This is a genomic window from Levilactobacillus angrenensis (assembly GCF_003946085.1).
GTDB classification, from domain to species: Bacteria; Bacillota; Bacilli; order Lactobacillales; family Lactobacillaceae; genus Levilactobacillus; species Levilactobacillus angrenensis.
Genome location: NZ_RHOB01000002.1, coordinates 74,937 through 93,662 on the forward strand (window position 1 = coordinate 74,937; position 18,726 = coordinate 93,662).

The following is an 18,726-nucleotide window of genomic DNA, read 5'->3' on the forward strand; positions in this document are numbered from 1 at the left end:
AAGATTGAAAGCTGAATTAATGTCTTGACTCCCGGAGCGACAGCGTTTTGTCCACCAGAAATACTGTGTTAGCCAAAGACTAGTTGCCAAAACAGCCGCTACCTGGGGCTAAGCCGCTTGTTACTGGTGCGCACTTTTGTAGCCGAGAGTTCGCCAAATATGGGTTCAGCCGTGGGAGTTGTCTTAGTGGCGTGGTTCATGCCGCTTAGACAACTGGCGTCTTTGAGACGCGACCTTCGGCTCAAAGCGAGGCCGAGACCGTTTCTCAGGCTCGGTCCGGTCCGCCCACCGCGTTCCAACCCATATTTGGCGAACGGTAGGCGGCCAGCCTTTAGCAGCTTAACCGACAAACGCACTCAATCAGCCAGTCACTGGTGATCAAGTGCGTTCGGGTAAGCATTCCTCATTTAGTCTTGATTCGTCGTCTCGTCGTCACTGGGCGTCGTCCAAATGGCCGTATCATCCAATTGGTCCAGTAGCGTCTTGACTGCTGGTCCTTGGACGGTAACGTGACCCATCACGTCTTCATCGGCTTGCTTGCGCAAATGGTAGAACGTGAAGTCCCAGTTGGGCTTGATCTGCCATTGCGTCCGAATCGCCGTCAGCTGCTTGACCGTGAAGTTCACGGTCACGGCCGGCGTCAACAGTTGCGGTGTCGCCAGGGGTAACCCCGCTACGGCGCGCATGTGTTCCGCAAACTCATCAACGGTCCCAGCCGCCGCAAAGACGTACCCCGTTTCGCTTGGCGCAGGCACAATCTTCTTCACGTAAATGGCGCCACTTTGTGTCAGGTAGAAGGACACCTCAAACACACCCACGTAAGACACGTTCTTAGCGACTTCGCTGGCAATGCGGTGAATCTCACTGGCCACGGCGTCATCAATTTCAGTCGGTACCCAGACGCGTTGTGGTCGATCGTCTACCGAGTGGATCTCGGTGATGGGGAAGGACTGTTGATTGCCTTGCGCATCCCGCGCCACCAGAATGGAGAACTCCCGGTCATAAGCAATCTGTGACTCTAAAATATAAGTCCCCCAGTCCAACAACCCGGCCGCTTTGGCAATATCGGTCTGCGTCTTGATGACCAACTCCCGGCCGTGGGACCATTCCTTTTGAATCGGCTTTAAAACACACGGGTAGCCAATCGAGTTGACGGATTGATAGACGTCATCCAAATTAATGATCGTCGCGTACGGGGCAATGTTAACGTTCAGTTGTTCAAAGAAAGCCCGCTCGAGCAAGCGATCTTGCATGATTTCCAGCATGTCACTGCCCTGCGGAATCCGGGTGAATTGCGCCAGAAATTTGACGACGTCCGTGCTCACTTGGTCCGAGTCGTACACGATGGCCGCGCAACTCTCAGCAAAGTGCTGGAGCTTGTCGCGGTCCTTGCTAGTACCGACAGCCTTGAAGTCTGCTAATTGTAATGCCTCACTCGTTTCGTCGGCACCGTATGCCCCGACGCGTAGCCCCATTTTTCGAGCCGTGGTAACCAACATCGCGGCGTTGGCACTATTACCAATCACCCCAACAGTATCTCCAGGATATAAGACCGTGTTCGCCAATTTACTCCCTACTTTCTTGCATGACTTATTTTGAATTTAGTTCAAGTTGAATCCGTTCACTTTCATTTTAGAGTTTAACCACCGATTAAACAAGCCAGAGCCCAACTAATCTTGGGTGAAAACGACTTGTCCGTCTTCAAAGGACGCGATGCTGGCCAAGGCAACCAACGGCACTCCCGCGTCAACGACTAATTGGTGGCCCTTTTGGAACCGTTTTTCAATCACAACGCCAACCCCAGCCACCGCGATACCGGCCGTTTCGGCAATGTCGAATAGGCCTTGGACTGCCTGCCCATTGGCCAAGAAGTCATCAATGATCAAGACCCGGTCGTTGGCATCTAAGAAACGTCGGTCAATCGAAATGTCGTTGCTGACCTGCTTGGTGTAGGAGTACACCTTGGCCGTGTAAAGATTGTCAGTCAATGTCAAACTCTTGTGTTTCCGCGCAAAAATCACCGGTACCTGTAAGTGCAACCCCGCCATCACGGCTGGCGCAATCCCGGAAGATTCCACGGTCAGAACCTTGGTAATCCCCTGATTGGCGAACTGCCGGGCAAATTCTGCCCCCATCTGATCCATCAATTGGGGATCAATCTGATGATTCAAAAAGTTGTCGACCTTTAATACGTTCCCGGGTAGGACCGTCCCGTCTTGGCGAATGCGATCTTCTAAAATTTTCATCTCTCTTGACCCTCCAAAAAGTATTTCTTTCATTCTACCTGATTGTCTCTTAAAAAACAGCCACTTGGCGTGAGATTTAGCAATGTTTTAAGCAACTGTTTGGCGACTATCGCTTGCTGTAACGGCATTCATTGCTGACACAGTGGGTACTGGCCGCCTGTTCGCGAAAGATGCCCGGGAACGCGGTGGACGAACCGACGACGCCCAATGCGACGACAGCACAGCTATCCCAGCCACACCCCCAACAGCTCTGCCACTACGGTCACTAAGGCTAGAACGGCCAAGCTGCGAACGGCCAAGATAAACGTTTCTTTTTTCACCTGCACCCGGAACAATCCCACCACGTTGCGGGTAATCACCGGCATGCTGAGTAGCGCCAGCAGCGACCATTTGGGCAGGTCGCCGATCATCACACTAGCCACTAAGGACAGGTAGCCCACCACGTAGAAGCTCGCAAACAGCCATAAGGACCGCTGCTTGCCCAGATAATAGACGATGGTCTTCCGGTCCAGGGAAAGGTCTTCATCGGCGTCACAGATGTTATTAGCTAGCAATAACGCGGCGATGGCCATCACGGCGATGCCAGACGCCAGGAGCACCCGCGCCATCAGCCCCCAGGTGAACGCTGACGTTTGATACAGATTCAAGTAAACCGTGATCAACATGATCATGTAACCCATGGTAAAGCCGGCAAAGAATTCGCCAGTGGGCGTACCCGACAACGGCCGCGGCCCGCCCGCGTAGAGGTAGCCGACTAGAAAGCAAAAGACGCCCATGACCAGTAGTGGCCAGCCGGTGCGCCACACTAAATACAGACCAATCACACCCGCTACCGTGGCCAAACTGGCCATCAAAGCAAAGATGCGGGGCACCGCCAAATGGTGGACCCCAATGATATTGGTGTGTTTCTTCCATTCCGCGGCTTGGTTGCCCGCCTTGGTGTAGTCTTGATAATTATCATTGATGTCGACGGCCATATTGAAGAGGACCATCGCCACGAAGAATAAGAGCGACACTCCCCAATTTAACTGGTGAAAGTTGGCCTGGACAAACAGCATGCCCAGCAAAAATGGCCAGACCGAGGCAATCTTCGCCTTGATCTCAACAAGTTCTAAAAAAACACTGACAGTCATGATCGTTCCTCCCGCATAAGTCTTAATTTTGATGATAGCCCATGTCACGCAGCAGTTCAACCGCCGCTTCCCAGCCGTTTTGTCGGCCACTTAATCAGCCCATGATTTTCCCCCGCAGTCCCGGCCATCGGTGCTAAAATGGAGAGTGTCACGGGTGATGGCCCGCATAATCTGATAGCGCGGGAGTAACCTTTATTGACAACGTTTCCAGTTGTCGGTAAGATAAATTTTAACGTGACATGACATAGCGAGGTGCAAAATGGATCGACAACTTTGGCGGCAATTTCCGCAAGTAGAACCGCAACTGGATGCGCTACAGGAATATCTTTTCCAGGAAGTTCAGCTGGATAACCAACCCATCCATAGTAAAATATTAGCGTTATTAAAATCCGGCGGCAAGTTGTTACGTCCCGGTTATTTTTACCTATTCACCAAATTCGGTGACCAGGGCACACCGGCTGAATTACAGGCTGGCGCGGCGGCCCTGGAAATCCTTCACGTGGGGACCTTGATTCACGACGACGTGATCGACGACTCCCCCACCCGCCGCGGTGTGCGGACGATTCAGATGAAATACGGCCAGCGCAACGCCATTTACGCGGGCGACTTCATGTTTACCGTGTACTTCAATCAGGTCCTAAAGGCCACCCGTGACCGGGCATTAGTCCAAGAACACATCGACGCCATGCACCGCATCTTACAGGGTGAGTTGCACCAAATGGACCTGAACTACCGTGAAGACACCACGGTGGCGGCCTATTTGAATGAAGTCGCGGGAAAGACCGCGGAACTGTTTGCGCTCAGTTGTGACACGGGCGCTCGCTTGGCCGGAGCACCGGCCAGCGTCACGGCCTTGACCCGTAAAATCGGGATTGCGATTGGCTGTGCCTATCAGATGTTAGACGACATTCTCGACTACGCCGGCGACCCGGCTAAGACACAAAAGCCGGTCCTGGAGGATTTGCGTTCTGGCGTTTACTCGTTGCCACTGATTCTCGCCATCCCCCACGCCAAACGCGACTTTCACCACCTCCTGCGAAAAAAGCAGGACATGACCGTGGCCGACATTCAAGCGGTCCAGACACTGGTCGCCCAAGTCGACGGGGTCGGCGCAGCGCGGCAGCTAGCGACCGTGCACACTGAAAAAGCCTTATCGCTGATTCACCAACTGCCTGCTGGTCCAGTCCAAGATGACTTGGCTAAGCTGACGACGATGCTACTGCGACGTGATCATTAAAACTGCATAACCAAAGGGTCCAGTTACCGACGATACGCCAGTAACTGGACCCTTTTGACTAAATTCATTGACTTAAATCTCACTCATTTGCCCCGGTCCAAATCATACAACGACCGGAACCGCGCATTATCCCGATACAGCTGGGCTGGTGTCCCTTGCATATCGAAGTGCCCGTCCTCGATGAAACGGACCTGATCGACGTGGTTGATGCCCGCCAAATGGTGTGTGACCCAAATGATCGTCTTGTCCTGCAGCACGCTGAAGACGGTGTCTAGCAGATGTTGTTCGGTGATGGGGTCCAGACTCACGGTCGGCTCATCCAAGATAATGATGGGCGCATCTTGTAGCAGGATCCGGGCCAACGATAATCGTTGCCGTTCCCCACCGGAGAAGCGGCTACCGGCCTCTTGAACTTCCGTATCGTAGCCCTGGGGCAACCGGCCGACCAATTCATCCAGCTCAACGGCTTTGACCGCGGCATGGACCTGTTCATCGGTGGCGTTCAAATTACCCAGGCGCACGTTGTTCATGACCGTGGTGTCGAACAAATACGGCTGCTGATCCAGCACGCCAAAGAGCTGTGCCCGTTGCTGCTGTAGCTGACTGACCGGTACGCCATTGAGCGTGACCTGGCCGCTAGACGGTTGTTCGTCGCCCAAGATCAATTTGAGCAGCGTGCTCTTCCCGGTGCCACTCGGCCCCAATAAGGCTAGCTTCTCGCCGGGATGCAGGTCTAGCGACAGGTCGTCGATCACTTCACGCTCGGCGCCCGGATAAGTAAAGGTCACGTGATCCAATTTCAATTCATCCAGTGCCCCAATCGTGGTCTGCGCTGGCAACACCGGTTCGTGTTCATCCAAACGGTTCACGCGTTTGATTGAATCCTGATAGACCGGCCATTCACTGACCCCTTGGCTCATCCCCGAAAACGGTTCGACCGTCGGAAATAACGCCAGACCAAAGGCGGCCACCCAGTTGGCTTCCGCCTGATTGTGGGTAAAGGTCAAACCGGCCCACCACACGATCAAGACGACCGCCGCACCGAAGATGAATTCAATCGCAAAGTTACGCCACCATTGAAAATGATGGTCCGCCCGCCGCAGTGTAGCAATCTCATCAATGGGCTGGTCTTGTTGCTGCAAGAAGGCTTGACGACGGCCAGAAATCAGCCAATCGCCTAACCCCAAGACGGCATCCGTCAACTGCGTGTAAAACCGCCGCTGGACCTGCCGCGCTTGAAATTCTCGCCGCCCATTGACGGCCACGGATAACAGCGGCATGAAAATGACGATGACCCCCAGCAAAATCAGCATCAACAGGCCAAACGCCCAGTTGAAGTAGCCAATCCCAATCACCACGAACAGGTAGAGCAACCACCCAATGACCAGTGGAAAGACCGTCCGCAAGTACAAGTTTTCGATGTGGTCGATGTCTTCGGCTAAGATGCTCAAGACATCCCCGGTTTGATGGGTCTGCCGAATCGCCACGGCTTGCTTTTCCACGGCTTGGTACAGGCGCTTACGAAAGTCCGAGACGATCCGCAAGACCCAGTTGTGGCTGGTCAACCGTTCCGCATAGCGAAAGGCGGGACGGCCGATCCCAAAGGCCCGGGCGAGCACGATGGGCACGTAGATCATGAGGATGTTGTAGGGATGCGTGGCCGCACGACTAATCAGATAGCCAGAGTTAAACATCAGCGCGCCCCCACAGAAGAACGTCATAAAGCCTAAGAACAGGACCAACGCCAGCAATTTCCGGTAACGCCGCAAATACGGCATGACCCAGTGATCATGTTTAAATGTCGCAAAGAATCCTTTCATCGGGTCGTCGCTCCTTCCATTTCCGACCGTAACCGCACGTAGGCGCCGTTCTTAGCTTGCAAGTCTGCCGGCGTCCCCTGCTCAACGATTTGGCCGTGGTCCATGACCAAAATATAATCCATTTCATTCATCCAATGTAACCGGTGGGTCGCAAAGAAGACCAGGTGATTCTTGAAGACTGGCATCATGGTCTGTTTCAGTTCAACTTCAGTTTCGATGTCCAAATGCGCTGTCGGTTCATCAAATAACAAGACGCGCCGCGAATCATCCAGGAAGGCCCGTGCCAACGCAATCCGTTGGGCTTGGCCCCCACTGACGCCCCGCGCACCTTCACCGATTTGCGTCGCCAAACCGTCCGGCAAGGTCGCAATCCAATCGGTCAACCCAGCCTTCGCTGCCGCAGCCGTGACCGCCGCTTCACTGGCATCCGGCGCATAGAAAGCCAAGTTATCACGCAGACTCGCGTGGAACAAGTACGGTGCTTGAGGAATGTACACAAAGCTACGCTGCCAGGCTTGTTGGTCCAGGTGAGGCACAGCAGTCCCGCGCACGGTAATTTGCCCGTCGGCGGGGCTGAGAAAGCCGCCTAGCGTGTTGATCAGCGTCGACTTACCGGAGCCAGACGCCCCAATGATACCGACCTTTTGAAAGCCGTGAACGTTAAAATTAATGTCGCGTAGCGTTGGCGCATCATCACCGTAGCTGACGTTAACGTGGGCTAACGCTAGGGAATCGTCCGCTTGCCAGACGGGTTCGCGAGTAGGCAAGAGTTGCCGGTCCGTTGGCGTTTCGCGCTGCAAAATATCCAGCACCGCCGTGAGGGCATTCTTCCCGTTTAACGTGGCGTGATAATCGTTTGCAAAGTTACGAATTGGCGCAAAATAATCTGGCGCCAACGTTAAGATCACCAGCGCTGGCAGTAGTTGAATCGTGTTGTCCATCAGTCCAAAACCTAGGAAAACAGCGATGATGGCGATGGACAACGTGGTGAAGAAGTCCAAGGCAAACGTGGAGGTCATGGCAATCGTCAGCGTCGCCATAGTCTTCTTGCGGTAGTCTTCGCTGACCTGGTACACGTTGTCGGCGTAAGTCTCATTTAACCCGAGCTGCTTCAAGGTCGGCAGGCCCCGTAACGTATCGACAAAGTGATTAGACAGGCGTTGGTACCCGGCGTATTGGCGATCCGCCTTGGCCTGCGCTGCCAGCCCCAAAATAATCATGAAGAGAATAATCAGTGGGTAGATGGCCAGTAGGAACAGGGCCTCTTTCCACTGGATAAAGGCAATGTAGATCAGCACCAGCCACGGCGTGATCGACAGGTCCAAGACCTTACCGATGATCATCATCAGATAGGTCTGAATCTTATCAATTCCCTCTAGTCCCATGGTGACGACATTTCCCGTCCCCTTCTCGGCCACGACACTCGGCCCCAGGTCAAAAAGCTTGGCCATAAATTGCTTCCGCAAGGTCTTAGTCGTCTTCTCCACGAACGGATACAGTAGCCAATCCTTTAAGACTGTCAACAAGTGACGCGCCAAAAAGGCCACGGCAAAGATTGCCAGCGGGGTGACAATCGTCCCAATGGGTTGTTGTTTCCAGAGCTGAACGATTGCGACCGACAAGTACTGCGCTTGAATAATAATCATAATGGCTTGAATCAGCGTCAGCACTGCCTCGATGGCCGCGGCCGGTTTCACTCCGGGAAATTTAAAAACACGTTGATCAATCAAAGTGATGCCCCCTTACAACAAGTGATAACTCATACTGCTATGATAGCATTTTTCTGGTATCTAAGCGCTACCAATCACGGTAAACCAGCTTGTTTTTGCCAATTAAATTGGTCGCAAGCCACTTACTCCTGAGCTCCTCTGGCGACATATGTATTCAGCCTATCACCAAAGATGTCAGTTCAGGCTAACAAGGACTTGGACTTAACAACACGGTGACTGACAAACACTACCGCAGCCGTGAGTTCGCCAACTATGGGTTCAGCCGTGGGAGTTCCCTTAGCGGTGGCCTTTGCCGCTTAGGAAACTGGCGTCTTTGAGACGCGGGCTTCGGCTCAAAGCGAGGCGCCGAGACCGTCCTATGGCTCGGCCCGTCCGCCCACCGCGTTCCAACCCATAGTTGGTGAACGGTAGGCGGCCAGCAACCACTCTGTCGTTGTCCAGCAGGTGAAACCCCTAACTGGCGCAGGTTACCGCCAAGTGTTTGCTCAAAAAACGAAAGTCTCCGCAGCCGGATAGCCGCGGAGACTTGGTGACTCATTTTTACTTGATTAAGCGTTTTGCTTAGGTGATGCCAAGCGCTTGTAGAAGACCCAGTAGCTCCAGATGAAGTAGATCAAGACGATTGGCAGGATGCTAAACGTCAGAATCGTCATCAGGTGCAGCGTGTAAGGCGAACTAGAAGAGTTCTTGATCAACAATGAGTAAGCTGGATTGTTGGCAATCATGACCCGCGGGAATAACCCGTTGAAGATCAAGACGACCACACTGATCAGCGATAGCCCACTGCCGATAAAGGACAGCCATTCGTGGTTGCCCAAGACACCCCAGTAAGCCAGGCAAGTGAAGATAACCAGGGCAACGACAATCGCGGTCGTGGTCAATGGCTTCTTGGCAAAGAAGTCAGTTGAGAAGTACAGCAGGATGGCAAACAGGACTTCGCCCGCAAAGAGAACGGGGTACAAAATCTTGTTCCAGGCCAGGGCCCGTTCACGTAAGGCGCCGGACGTCTTCAACCGAATGAAGTTCAAGCCGTGGACCAAGGATAAGACGGTCACTGCGACCCCACCGACTAAGGAGAACAAGTTCACGTAGTCGAAGAAGTGGGCTGTCATGTCGCCGTTCTTATCGATAGGCATCCCGGCAATCATCGCTGTGAACAGCATCCCAAATAAGAACGCTGCGCAGAAACTGCCAATCGTGGAAGCCCATTCCCAGAAGTTCCGCCATTTTTCCGTTTGCATATTCGCTCTAAATTCAAACGAGACACCCCGGAAAATCAAGGCGGCCAAAATCAGGAATAAGACCAGGTAGAACCCGGAGAACAACGTCGCGTACCACATAGGGAAGGAGGCAAACATGGCCCCACCAGCGGTGATCAACCACACTTCGTTGCCGTCCCAGTGCGGTCCGATCGACCGAATCACGACGTCACGTTCGGCTTCGTTTTTGGCGAAACTCTTTACGAGCATCCCCACCCCGAAGTCGAAACCTTCCAGGAAGAAGAAACCGCTAAACAGGACACCAATCAGAATAAACCAGAGTAGTTGTAAGTTAGTCATGGTTGAACGCCCCCTTTGAGTACGGATCAAGGTCAGTATCGCCCGCCGCATACCCATCGGTATTTTCAATGTCAGGTCCAGCCTTCAATGTCCGGTGGCATAAGACGATCATGACGACGCCCATGCCCGCAAACATCAGGAAGTAGATGATATTTGACGTGAGTAGCGACGCAACGGAAACATTTGGCGAAACCGCATCGGCAATCGTGAGTAAGCCGTAGACGACCCATGGGTACCGCCCAAATTCAGTAATGAACCAACCCGCTGTGTTAACGATGAATGGTAGCCACAGGCACAAACCCAAAATGTACAGGAACCAGCGTTGACTCATAATCAGCTGGGACTTCTTGCGGTTAAAGATCAAGCCCACGATGGCTAACAAGGCAAACAAAGCGCCGGCGCCAGACATGATCCGGAAGCTCCAGAACAAGGTCTTGGTTGGTACGTAATAATTAATATCATTGCCATATTTCTTATCATACTTCGCATGTAATTCCTTGTTGATGGTGTTCATACCTTTGATGGTCCCGGTCGTCTTGTGATAGCTCAATAAGTTCAAGACGTAAGGCACATCGACGGACCAGGTGGTCTTGTGTTGCTTGTTATCAAAACCAGCAATCGCAGCCCATTCCCCTTTGTTGGTCGAGTCCTTGTAGAGCCCTTCCATAGCGGCGAACTTCATCGGCTGATTGTTAATTAAGTAACGACTTTGAATATCCCCACTGGCAATGGAGCCCAAGGAGAAGATCAACCCAATGACCAGCGCAACGTTCAATGACTTCCGGTAGAACGTGACGTGATCTTTCTTCAGTAACCGCCAAGCGGCACAGCCGGCGATGACAAAGGAAGCGGTCACAAATGCACCGAAGATAACGTGTGGAAATTCACTCCACAGTTGCGGGTTACTCAAAACGGCGCCGAAGCTGACCATTTGGACGTGACCCGTTTGTTGATTGATGATGTAGCCCAATGGGTTTTGCATGAAACTGTTAGCGGCCAAAATCCACAGTGCCGATAGTGAAGACCCGAACATAACGAGCCAAATAAAGAGCGTGTGGACCCATTTATTAAAGCGGTCCCAAGTGAACATCCACATCCCAATGAACGTGGATTCCATGAAGAAGGCGGCTAAGGCTTCAATGGCCAATGGTGCCCCGAAGATGTCACCCATGAATCGCGAGTATTCAGACCAGTTCATCCCAAATTGGAATTCTTGAATGATCCCGGTAACCACACCCACGGCGAAGCTATACAGGAACATTTTGCCCCAGAACTGGGCCATCTTCTTGTAATCCTCATCACCTTTAATCGCATACATCGTTTCCATGACGGCAACGACGAAGGCCAACCCGATGGAAAATGGAACGAAGAAGAAGTGAAAGACAGTGGTCATTCCAAATTGGAATCGCGCTAGGCCTAGGATATCCAGACCAAGATTTAACATTTTTCTAACCTCCCCAAACGTTATTAGTGTAAATAAATAATTGCTGTCTTGACTCTATTATATCGAGTGATAAGTCAATGCGCAATGGTTCGGTGTCAATCTACTGAAAGTTAATGGAATACATTCGAAATTTGTGTGCAATTAAGTTGCCAGTCATCGTGACACATTTGAAAATGTGTGTCGTTTATGTAAGCGATTTCGCTGATTTGACGGGATTCCTAGGTGGAACCGGGTCACTCGTGCTAAAATATAGGAGACGGCATCCGTCGAAGGAGGTTTTTCACATGACAGAAAGATTATTCACCTTTCCAACTCTCAATCAAACGCAAATTGATCAGCTGACAGCCCTCGGAGTCGAGGTCATCCCTGCCAGCGACTGGGAAACGGCCACTGATATCGACATCATTTTTGGCTGGGGCGCACACGGCGCAGCAGTCTTGCAAAATCCGCAGAACCACGTCCGTTGGATCCAAACGTTTAGCGCTGGGGTCGATTACCTGCCCCTCGACTGGATTCAAGCCCACCACGTGCAAGTGACCAACGCCAGTGGCGCTTACTCCGCGGCCATTGCGGAATCTACCATTGGCTACCTGCTCTACTTCTTACGCGACTTCAACGACGCCGTAAAGAATCAGGCCGGCCATTTCTGGCAAGTACCAGCGCGTTCGGAGCTGGCTACGTTGGCCAATCAAAAGGTCGTCATCTATGGTACCGGGAGTATTGGCCAACACATCGCTGAATTGCTCAACGGCTTTGGCAACTACCCATTTGGCGTCAACCGGTCCGGCCACGGTGTCGCAGGTTTCCAAGGCACCGTTAGCCTGAAGGACGATGCGGACCTGGTCAAGGACGCCGACGTGGTCATCAACGCAATGCCGGCCACCGCTGAGACCACCCACTACTTCAACAACGATTACTTCACGCAACTCAACGGCGTTCGCATCTTTGTCAACGTCGGCCGCGGCAAGTCCGTCGACGAAAACGCCTTGATGCACGCCCTGCTCTACCAAAACGTCTTGAACGCCGCGCTGGATGTCTTTGAGCATGAACCGCTACCTAAGGATTCCAAGCTGTGGGACTACCCGAACGTCTTGATTACGCCACACCAAACGGGCTTTGACGTCGATAACATCCGTCCCATCTTCGGTTATCTGACTGATAATTTGAAGAGTTGGAAAGCAGATGGCACCTTGTCTGTGAACTTGGTTGACGTCAGTCGTGGTTACTAAATTTGGTTAAGAAAAGCGCCCTCGCCGATTTGATTTGGCGAGGGCGTTTTTGCTAGTGGTGCGGGAAGATAACGCGGGTATGGAGCATTTGTTGGCGGATACGTTCCAGATTCATTGCATCCACTTCATCTGGTGAATATCGTTGTAGATTTCGCTTTAGTTCCTGGTCGCCACCAGGTTCGTTGATAAATTCAAGAATAGCAGCACGTTCTTTGGGGTCAATTTCATATTCCAAGTGATCAATCTTTTGCGTCATTTTTCCGCCTTCTTTTCTGTACATACTGTTGGATATCATTTAATAGATAAACATAATTATTCATCGCTTGTTCTTTTAAGAACTGACTTTGGACAAACGCAAATCCCTCGAGCCGAATTAACTCATAGATAGAATCACCTATACTACTATAAAGCTGATATTTATCAATTTCGTCGTAATAAACATAACTTTCTAGAATGTTTAGACGTTGAAAGCAAGTACCAAAATCAGCGACGACCATCGCTTGAATGATAATTGATCGGCGAACATGCTCATCTTTCTTTTTTTGAAATTCATTCACTCGTAAAGCCGTCTCGTACTGTGCGATTGTTCCTTCTAAAATCTCCGCCACATTATTTTGGTAAAATTGATAAGCCTGAATCGTATGATCAAACTTCGTGGCGGCTAAATCAATCCGGCGATTTCGTAAGACGACTTGCAACTGAATCAAGGCAATCACGATACCACCAATCGTCGCTATCGAAACGACCGGTGCTAATAAAGGTGCTAAGGTCAACCAAAATGCCACTGCTTCAGCCATCCCTTCTGAAAAAATTGGTCCGGTCAGAAGCGTTCACTCAGTATACCATAAACGCTGCCTAACGTCCTCTAACCAGCTTACCGAACACCCTGACGAGCCGCTAGCGAACGCGCGTTTTTCAATGACTAAAATCGTAATTTACTGGCCATTTCGACGGTAATCCGCCTCCACTGTGGCCTTAGCACCCTGCCACCACTCTGGATGTGCCCGATACCAGGCGATGGTCTGCCGTAATCCCGTTTCAAAATCCGTGACTGCTGGTCGCCAGCCCAATTCATCACGCAACCGACTGGCATCAATGGCGTACCGCACGTCGTGTCCCGGCCGGTCCTTGACCCAATCGAAGTCGTCAGCGGGCTGGGCCATCAGCTTTAAAATGAGTGCTAAAACGTCCCGATTGCTGCGCTCGCCGTTGGCCCCAACCAGGTAGGTCACCCCAATTTGGCCGCGGGTCAGAATTTCCCAGACGGCCCGCGCGTGGTCGGTCACGTGAATCCAGTCACGGACGTTAGCCCCGTTGCCATAGAGCTTCGGACGACGGCCACTTAGAATATTGGTGATTTGCCGCGGAATAAATTTTTCAATGTACTGGTACGGCCCGTAATTGTTCGAACAGTTAGAGATCGTCGCGCGCAGGCCAAACGACCGGACCCAAGCCTGGACCAATAGATCCGCGCTGGCCTTAGAGGCTGAGTAGGGACTGCTGGGTTGATAACGGGAGGTCGGTGTGAATTTGGCGCCCACCCCATTTTGCCGTAACGGCAAGTCACCGTACACTTCATCCGTTGAAATCTGATGGTAGCGGACATCAAATTGGCGGCAGGCTTGTAGCAATGTGTAGGTGCCGACGATGTTGGTTTGGATGAACGGGTCCGCATCCTGTAGCGAACGGTCGTTGTGGCTCTCGGCCGCGTAGTTGACCACAGCATCGGTGTGCGCGACTAACTGGTTGACCAGCGCAGCGTCCGCAATGTCACCGACCACCAGCTGGACCCGGTCAGCCGGTAAGCCCGCCAAATTGGTGCGGTTACCCGCGTAGGTCAGCTTGTCCAACACGGTCACGTGGACCGCCGGGTGCTGGGCCACCACATAACGGACAAAATTGGCGCCGATGAACCCGGCACCCCCGGTTACTAGTAAATTGTTCATCCAATCCCCTCCTGATGCCAATTATCCAAAAAGGGCCGCCGCAAATCAAGTGCGACGGTCCTCATTTATCGGTTAATAGCCGCCACCCGGGCCGCCGTTATTGCTAGTATCAGTGCCGCCCGTATTGCCGTCGGTCGTCGTGGTCGTTGATGACGTGGCGTCCAACTGGGCAATCGTCCCGGTCGACTTGTGTGTCAAACCCAGGGCTGTGCGGATGTAGTTCGTGATTCGCTGAAGTTCGGACTTTGAGGCCACCTCCATGCTTTGACCATTGATGGTCTCGCTGGTACCTTGCAAATGCGTAGTCTTGATGTGGTGCGTGGCCTTGCGGTAATTAGTCGCAATGGCTGTCAGATCATCAAACGTCAAATCCGTTTGGGTTTGCTTGGACAGCGACGAAATGAAGGATTCATTTAGCAATGACGTCACTGAATTGGATTTATTCAATAGCGCCATAATGACCTTCCGTTGCCGCGTTTGCCGGCCGTAATCCCCTAATGGATCATCGTCACGCATCCGGGCGTAGGCCAGCGCCTTCTTGCCGTTCATGTGCGTGCTGACGCCCTTCTTGAAGGAATAGCCGCCATAGCTAAATGACAGCGATGGTTTCAAGTCGACCCCGCCAACCTCGTCGATGATCTTTTCCATGCCACCCATGTTGATGATGGCGTAGAAGTCGATGGGCACGTTTAGCATGTCCTGCACGGTCGTAATGGCTGTCTTGGACTTGCCATAGGCGTAGGCCGCATTGATTTTCGCGAGGCCGTAATCCTCATAACCCGGAATAGTCACAGCCGTATCTCGCGGAATACTGGTGATGGTCGTCTTATTCGTTGCGGGATTCAAGGTGACCACCATCATACTATCGGTCCGGCCAGCAAAGGTCCGCCCCAACGCGCCCGTGTCGGTCCCCATCAATAGAATCGAGACGGGTTGCTTGTCCTTCAAGACTTGATTGACGTTCCGTAATTTCTTCACGCCGGACGCCTTATAGGTCTTGTCGACGGAATCTTTAATGCTTTGATACTTATGCATGCCATACGCGGTCCCGCCTGCTAACAGCGCAATCACCAAGATAATCAGGAGATTGCGGATGGGATGCTTCTTTCGCCGCGGCCGTTGCCGCTTTTCCATTGCCATAGTTTGATAGCCACCTTTTCAATCCAGCCGATTCTGTGCCGACTGGCGGATTTTTCTGATTTTAATCAACTTGACCATTATAGGGGTTACACCTTAAGACGACTTAAGTTCCGCCCAACCTTAAGAAAAAAACAAAGCGTCACCGCCGGGGCAGTGGCGCTTCTCTGGTTATTAAATATGGTGTAAAAATTAGTCGTTTACAGCTTCGTAGTTTGAGCTGTCCGCCTACCGTCCGCCAACTATGGGTTGAACCCATATTTGGCGGACTCCCGGCTACAAAAGTGCGTACCAGTAACAAGCGGTTTAGCCCCAGGTAGCGGCTGTTTTGGCAACTAGTTTTTTGACTAACACAGTATTGCTGATGATCGTCACTCTTCGCCGGAGGCAGTCAGAGATGGCCCCAGCTGTGTCGATGGTGTTGGCTGAGGTCTTTTCTCCGCCTATAGCGTGGCGCGACTTGAGAGACTGGCGGTTTATGCCAGGCTTTCAAGCGAACCGGAAGCCCGTTTCTCAGGCTGGAGGTGTTCCCCAGCAGGCGGAATTTCTGACTGACGCAGGCTCCTGGTTTGACTAATTTTAGTGAACCGGATACTGTCATTGCGGGAATTACCGCGTTAATGCTATTTTCAATCTTTAGTTACGCTTGCGGTTGCTTACTCAACAAGTCGACCAAATCAGCGGCTGGAATCTTGCCAAAGTAACTTGGCACGTCCAGCTGGTCAAAGGCAGCTTGGATGGCCGCTGGCGAATAGGTCACGCCGGTCAGCTTAGCTGTGACATCTTCAATTGGTAATTGGCCAAAGAAGTCGCCGTGAATCTGAATGGCCTTGATCTTTCCCCCGTCAACGTCTAGGTCAAACTCAACCGTACCAGCCGGAAAATGCCGCCGACGTGTTAAGGAATACGCTGGGTCGTTGCCGTAGATCCAGTCCCAATTGTTAAAGTACTGATCAGCTAACGCCTTGACCCCCGCCTGATCTTCGGCCGTCAACTGATAGTGGTGGGCTTGCGTCAGGTCAGAGACCCCGAGGATTTCCTTAGCCAGGGTATCCCGGAATTCTTCAATCGTTAGGTTTTGAAATTCAGGAGCACAGTACGGCTTCAGGTTCGTGACCCGGCTGCGGACAGACTTGATGCCTTTCGTAGCGAGCTTATCGGCCGGCACCTGTAAGGCGTGTTCAATTTGCGTTTGGTCCACGTCATACATCAGTGTCCCGTGCGAGAACATCCGCCCATTTTCCACGTGCATGGCATTGCCAGAGAACTTCTTGCCGTCAATCGTCAGGTCATTCCGCCCGGTCATGGCTGCGCCGGTCGCGCCCATTTGATGAAGGGCCTTGATCACTGGATCGGTGAAACGCTTGAAGTTACCCACAGCATCCCCATCATCCTTGGTAATGAAACTAAAGCTGACGTTGCCCAGGTCATCATAGACCGCACCGCCCCCGGATGTCCGTCGGGTCAAGATGATGTGGTGGTCCTTGACATACTGCTGGTTGATTTCTGCCAGCACGTTTTGGTACCGCCCGACGATGATGCACGGTGAATTCACATAAAAGTACAAGATGGGCTCCGTCAAATCGGCGTGCTCCATCAGATAGGTTTCAATCGCTAAATTTTGCCGAATATCTAAACTTGGACTTGCTAAGTAACGCATCCAGTCATCCCTCTCACATAGTCTGAGAATAGTTTACCACAAATGAAAGCGTTATCGCACTATGCGGCCGACCGCACGCGACTGTGATGATAGCCGTAGCTGACGTAGACAATCAGGCCAAGGACGACCCAGATGCCAAAAGCTTGCCAGGTGAAGGCTTGCAGCTGCGTCATCAGATAGACACAGGCCAGAAACGAGGCAATCGGCAGGTAAGGATACCACGGCACCTTAAACGAGGTATCCAGGTTCTTGAACCGTTCGTCGTGTCGCAAAAAGACGATGCCCAGTGACACCATGGCAAAGGCCGACAGCGTCCCGATGTTGACCAGTTCCGCAATCTTATCAATGGGAATCACGGCCGCAAAGAGACTGGCAACCACCCCAAAAATCCAGGTGTTGGCGACCGGTACGTGTGTCTTGGGATTCAGCCGTTTCAGCGAGGCTGGTAACAAGCCGTCTCGGCTGATGGCAAATAACAAGCGGGTGCCGCCATAAGACATGACGATCAGCACCGTCGTCATCCCCACGATGGCCCCGAGTGAAATCACGCCGGATGCCCAGTTTTGATGAATCAGCGTCAGGGCCAATGCGACAGGGTCTGCCACCCCTAACTTGGTGTAGTGGACGACCCCGACTAACACGGCTGACAGACTGATGTACAAGACGGCCGCGACCAACAGTGAGCTGATGATCCCAATCGGCATGTTACGTTTGGGATTCTTGACTTCTTCACTAGCCGTCGACACGGCGTCAAATCCGATGTAGGCGTAGAAGGCCACCGCAGCCCCCTTGAAGATACCACTCGTCCCAAATGGCAGGAACGGATTGTAGTTAGCGGGCTTCACGTAAAAGATGGCGATTCCAATAAATAAGAGGATGACCAAAATCTTCACGATGACCATGATGTTATTGATCCGCGCCGATTCACGAATCCCCTTGGACAGCAGCCATGCCACCAACATGGTGATGACCAGCGCCACAATATCGACGCCACCGCCATGCACGCCGGCGGTACCCGCTGCGGCCTGCAAGAAATTCGGGAGCTTAATCCCAAAGCCCGCCAACAGGTTTTGAAAATACGACGACCAACTAACGGCCACCGAGGACACCGCGAATAAATACTCCGAGATCAGCGCCCAGCCCAAAATCCAGGCCGCAAATTCACCGAAAACAGCGTAAACGTAGGTGTAGGCACTCCCTGCCAAAGGAATCGTCGAGGAAAATTCCGAATAACACAGTGCAGCCATCGCACACACCACCACGGCAATCAAGTAAGATAACATGACCCCGGGACCCGTGTAGTTGGCCGCAATCAAGCCGGGCGTGATAAAGATCCCGGAGCCGACAATGGCACCGATACCCATCGTCGTCAGGCTAAAGGCAGTCAACGTCTTTTCCAACCCCGTCTTGCGGTACAAGTCTGTTTGCACCTGCTTTTTAATAAAGAGTTGCCGTGGTCGTCCCACTGACATCCCCCTCCTTCCAAATGGCTGATTAAAATACGATTAAAACTAATTCATATATTCTAATTTCATTTGGCAAAGATGTCAATAGACAATCCGCTGAAAGCAGTTACTTCCAAGGA

15 protein-coding genes are annotated in these 18,726 nt (G+C 52.2%); 2 read left to right on the forward strand and 13 right to left on the reverse strand.

What is annotated here, in order from left to right:
* Nucleotides 1-407: 407 nt before the first annotated feature.
* The 3 genes from EKM83_RS01240 to EKM83_RS01250 all read right to left on the reverse strand — a co-directional run bounded on the left by EKM83_RS01240 (nt 408) and on the right by EKM83_RS01250 (nt 3,379).
* The gene (locus tag EKM83_RS01240) at nt 408-1,565 is read right to left on the reverse strand and encodes an ATP-grasp domain-containing protein (protein ID WP_125574841.1); all 1,158 of its coding nucleotides are present in this window, start codon (nt 1,563-1,565) and stop codon (nt 408-410) included.
* Between the two features lie 105 nt (nt 1,566-1,670).
* Nucleotides 1,671-2,246, reverse strand: coding sequence for a xanthine phosphoribosyltransferase (locus EKM83_RS01245; protein ID WP_125574842.1), 576 nt, complete (start codon nt 2,244-2,246; stop codon nt 1,671-1,673).
* A gap of 224 nt (nt 2,247-2,470) precedes the next feature.
* Nucleotides 2,471-3,379, reverse strand: a complete 909-nt coding sequence (locus tag EKM83_RS01250) for a 1,4-dihydroxy-2-naphthoate polyprenyltransferase (RefSeq protein ID WP_125574843.1) — start codon at nt 3,377-3,379, stop codon at nt 2,471-2,473.
* A 259-nt stretch (nt 3,380-3,638) separates the two neighbouring features.
* On the opposite strand from EKM83_RS01250, the gene EKM83_RS01255 reads away from it, so the two are divergent.
* The gene (locus EKM83_RS01255; protein ID WP_125574844.1) at nt 3,639-4,616 is read left to right on the forward strand and encodes a polyprenyl synthetase family protein; all 978 of its coding nucleotides are present in this window, start codon (nt 3,639-3,641) and stop codon (nt 4,614-4,616) included.
* An 83-nt stretch (nt 4,617-4,699) separates the two neighbouring features.
* Here the strand turns inward: EKM83_RS01255 and cydC are convergent, their stop codons facing one another.
* The 4 genes from cydC to EKM83_RS01275 form a co-directional block, all read right to left on the reverse strand.
* Nucleotides 4,700-6,436, reverse strand: a complete 1,737-nt coding sequence (cydC, locus tag EKM83_RS01260) for a thiol reductant ABC exporter subunit CydC (protein ID WP_125574845.1) — start codon at nt 6,434-6,436, stop codon at nt 4,700-4,702.
* Nucleotides 6,433-8,166 carry a thiol reductant ABC exporter subunit CydD gene (gene cydD / locus EKM83_RS01265; protein ID WP_125574846.1) on the reverse strand — a complete coding sequence of 578 codons (1,734 nt, stop codon included), beginning with the start codon at nt 8,164-8,166 and terminating at the stop codon, nt 6,433-6,435. The genes cydC and cydD overlap by 4 nt, the downstream gene beginning before the upstream one ends.
* A 548-nt stretch (nt 8,167-8,714) precedes the next feature.
* A complete protein-coding gene (cydB, locus tag EKM83_RS01270) occupies nt 8,715-9,725 on the reverse strand; it encodes a cytochrome d ubiquinol oxidase subunit II (protein ID WP_125574847.1) in 1,011 nt (336 codons plus the stop codon).
* On the reverse strand, nt 9,718-11,169 hold the full coding sequence (locus tag EKM83_RS01275; RefSeq protein ID WP_125574848.1) for a cytochrome ubiquinol oxidase subunit I: 1,452 nt from the start codon (nt 11,167-11,169) through the stop codon (nt 9,718-9,720). Before EKM83_RS01275 ends, cydB begins: the two co-directional genes overlap by 8 nt.
* Before the next feature lie 284 nt (nt 11,170-11,453).
* Here EKM83_RS01275 and EKM83_RS01280 point away from each other — a divergent pair, with 284 nt between their 5' ends.
* Complete coding sequence (locus EKM83_RS01280; protein WP_125574849.1) at nt 11,454-12,398, forward strand: NAD(P)-dependent oxidoreductase; 945 nt, start codon at nt 11,454-11,456, stop codon at nt 12,396-12,398.
* Nucleotides 12,399-12,450: 52 nt separating this feature from the next.
* Here the strand turns inward: EKM83_RS01280 and EKM83_RS01285 are convergent, their stop codons facing one another.
* The 6 genes from EKM83_RS01285 to EKM83_RS01310 form a co-directional block, all read right to left on the reverse strand.
* Nucleotides 12,451-12,654, reverse strand: coding sequence for a hypothetical protein (locus EKM83_RS01285; protein ID WP_125574850.1), 204 nt, complete (start codon nt 12,652-12,654; stop codon nt 12,451-12,453).
* Complete coding sequence (locus tag EKM83_RS01290) at nt 12,638-13,195, reverse strand: hypothetical protein (RefSeq protein WP_125574851.1); 558 nt, start codon at nt 13,193-13,195, stop codon at nt 12,638-12,640. Before EKM83_RS01290 ends, EKM83_RS01285 begins: the two co-directional genes overlap by 17 nt.
* Before the next feature lie 138 nt (nt 13,196-13,333).
* Complete coding sequence (rfbB, locus tag EKM83_RS01295; protein ID WP_125574852.1) at nt 13,334-14,344, reverse strand: dTDP-glucose 4,6-dehydratase; 1,011 nt, start codon at nt 14,342-14,344, stop codon at nt 13,334-13,336.
* 72 nt (nt 14,345-14,416) lie between these two features.
* The gene (locus EKM83_RS01300; RefSeq protein WP_125574853.1) at nt 14,417-15,484 is read right to left on the reverse strand and encodes an LCP family protein; all 1,068 of its coding nucleotides are present in this window, start codon (nt 15,482-15,484) and stop codon (nt 14,417-14,419) included.
* Between the two features lie 637 nt (nt 15,485-16,121).
* On the reverse strand, nt 16,122-17,141 hold the full coding sequence (locus EKM83_RS01305; RefSeq protein WP_125574854.1) for a lipoate--protein ligase: 1,020 nt from the start codon (nt 17,139-17,141) through the stop codon (nt 16,122-16,124).
* Nucleotides 17,142-17,200: 59 nt separating this feature from the next.
* Nucleotides 17,201-18,607, reverse strand: a complete 1,407-nt coding sequence (locus tag EKM83_RS01310; protein WP_164505558.1) for an APC family permease — start codon at nt 18,605-18,607, stop codon at nt 17,201-17,203.
* Nucleotides 18,608-18,726 lie beyond the last annotated feature (119 nt).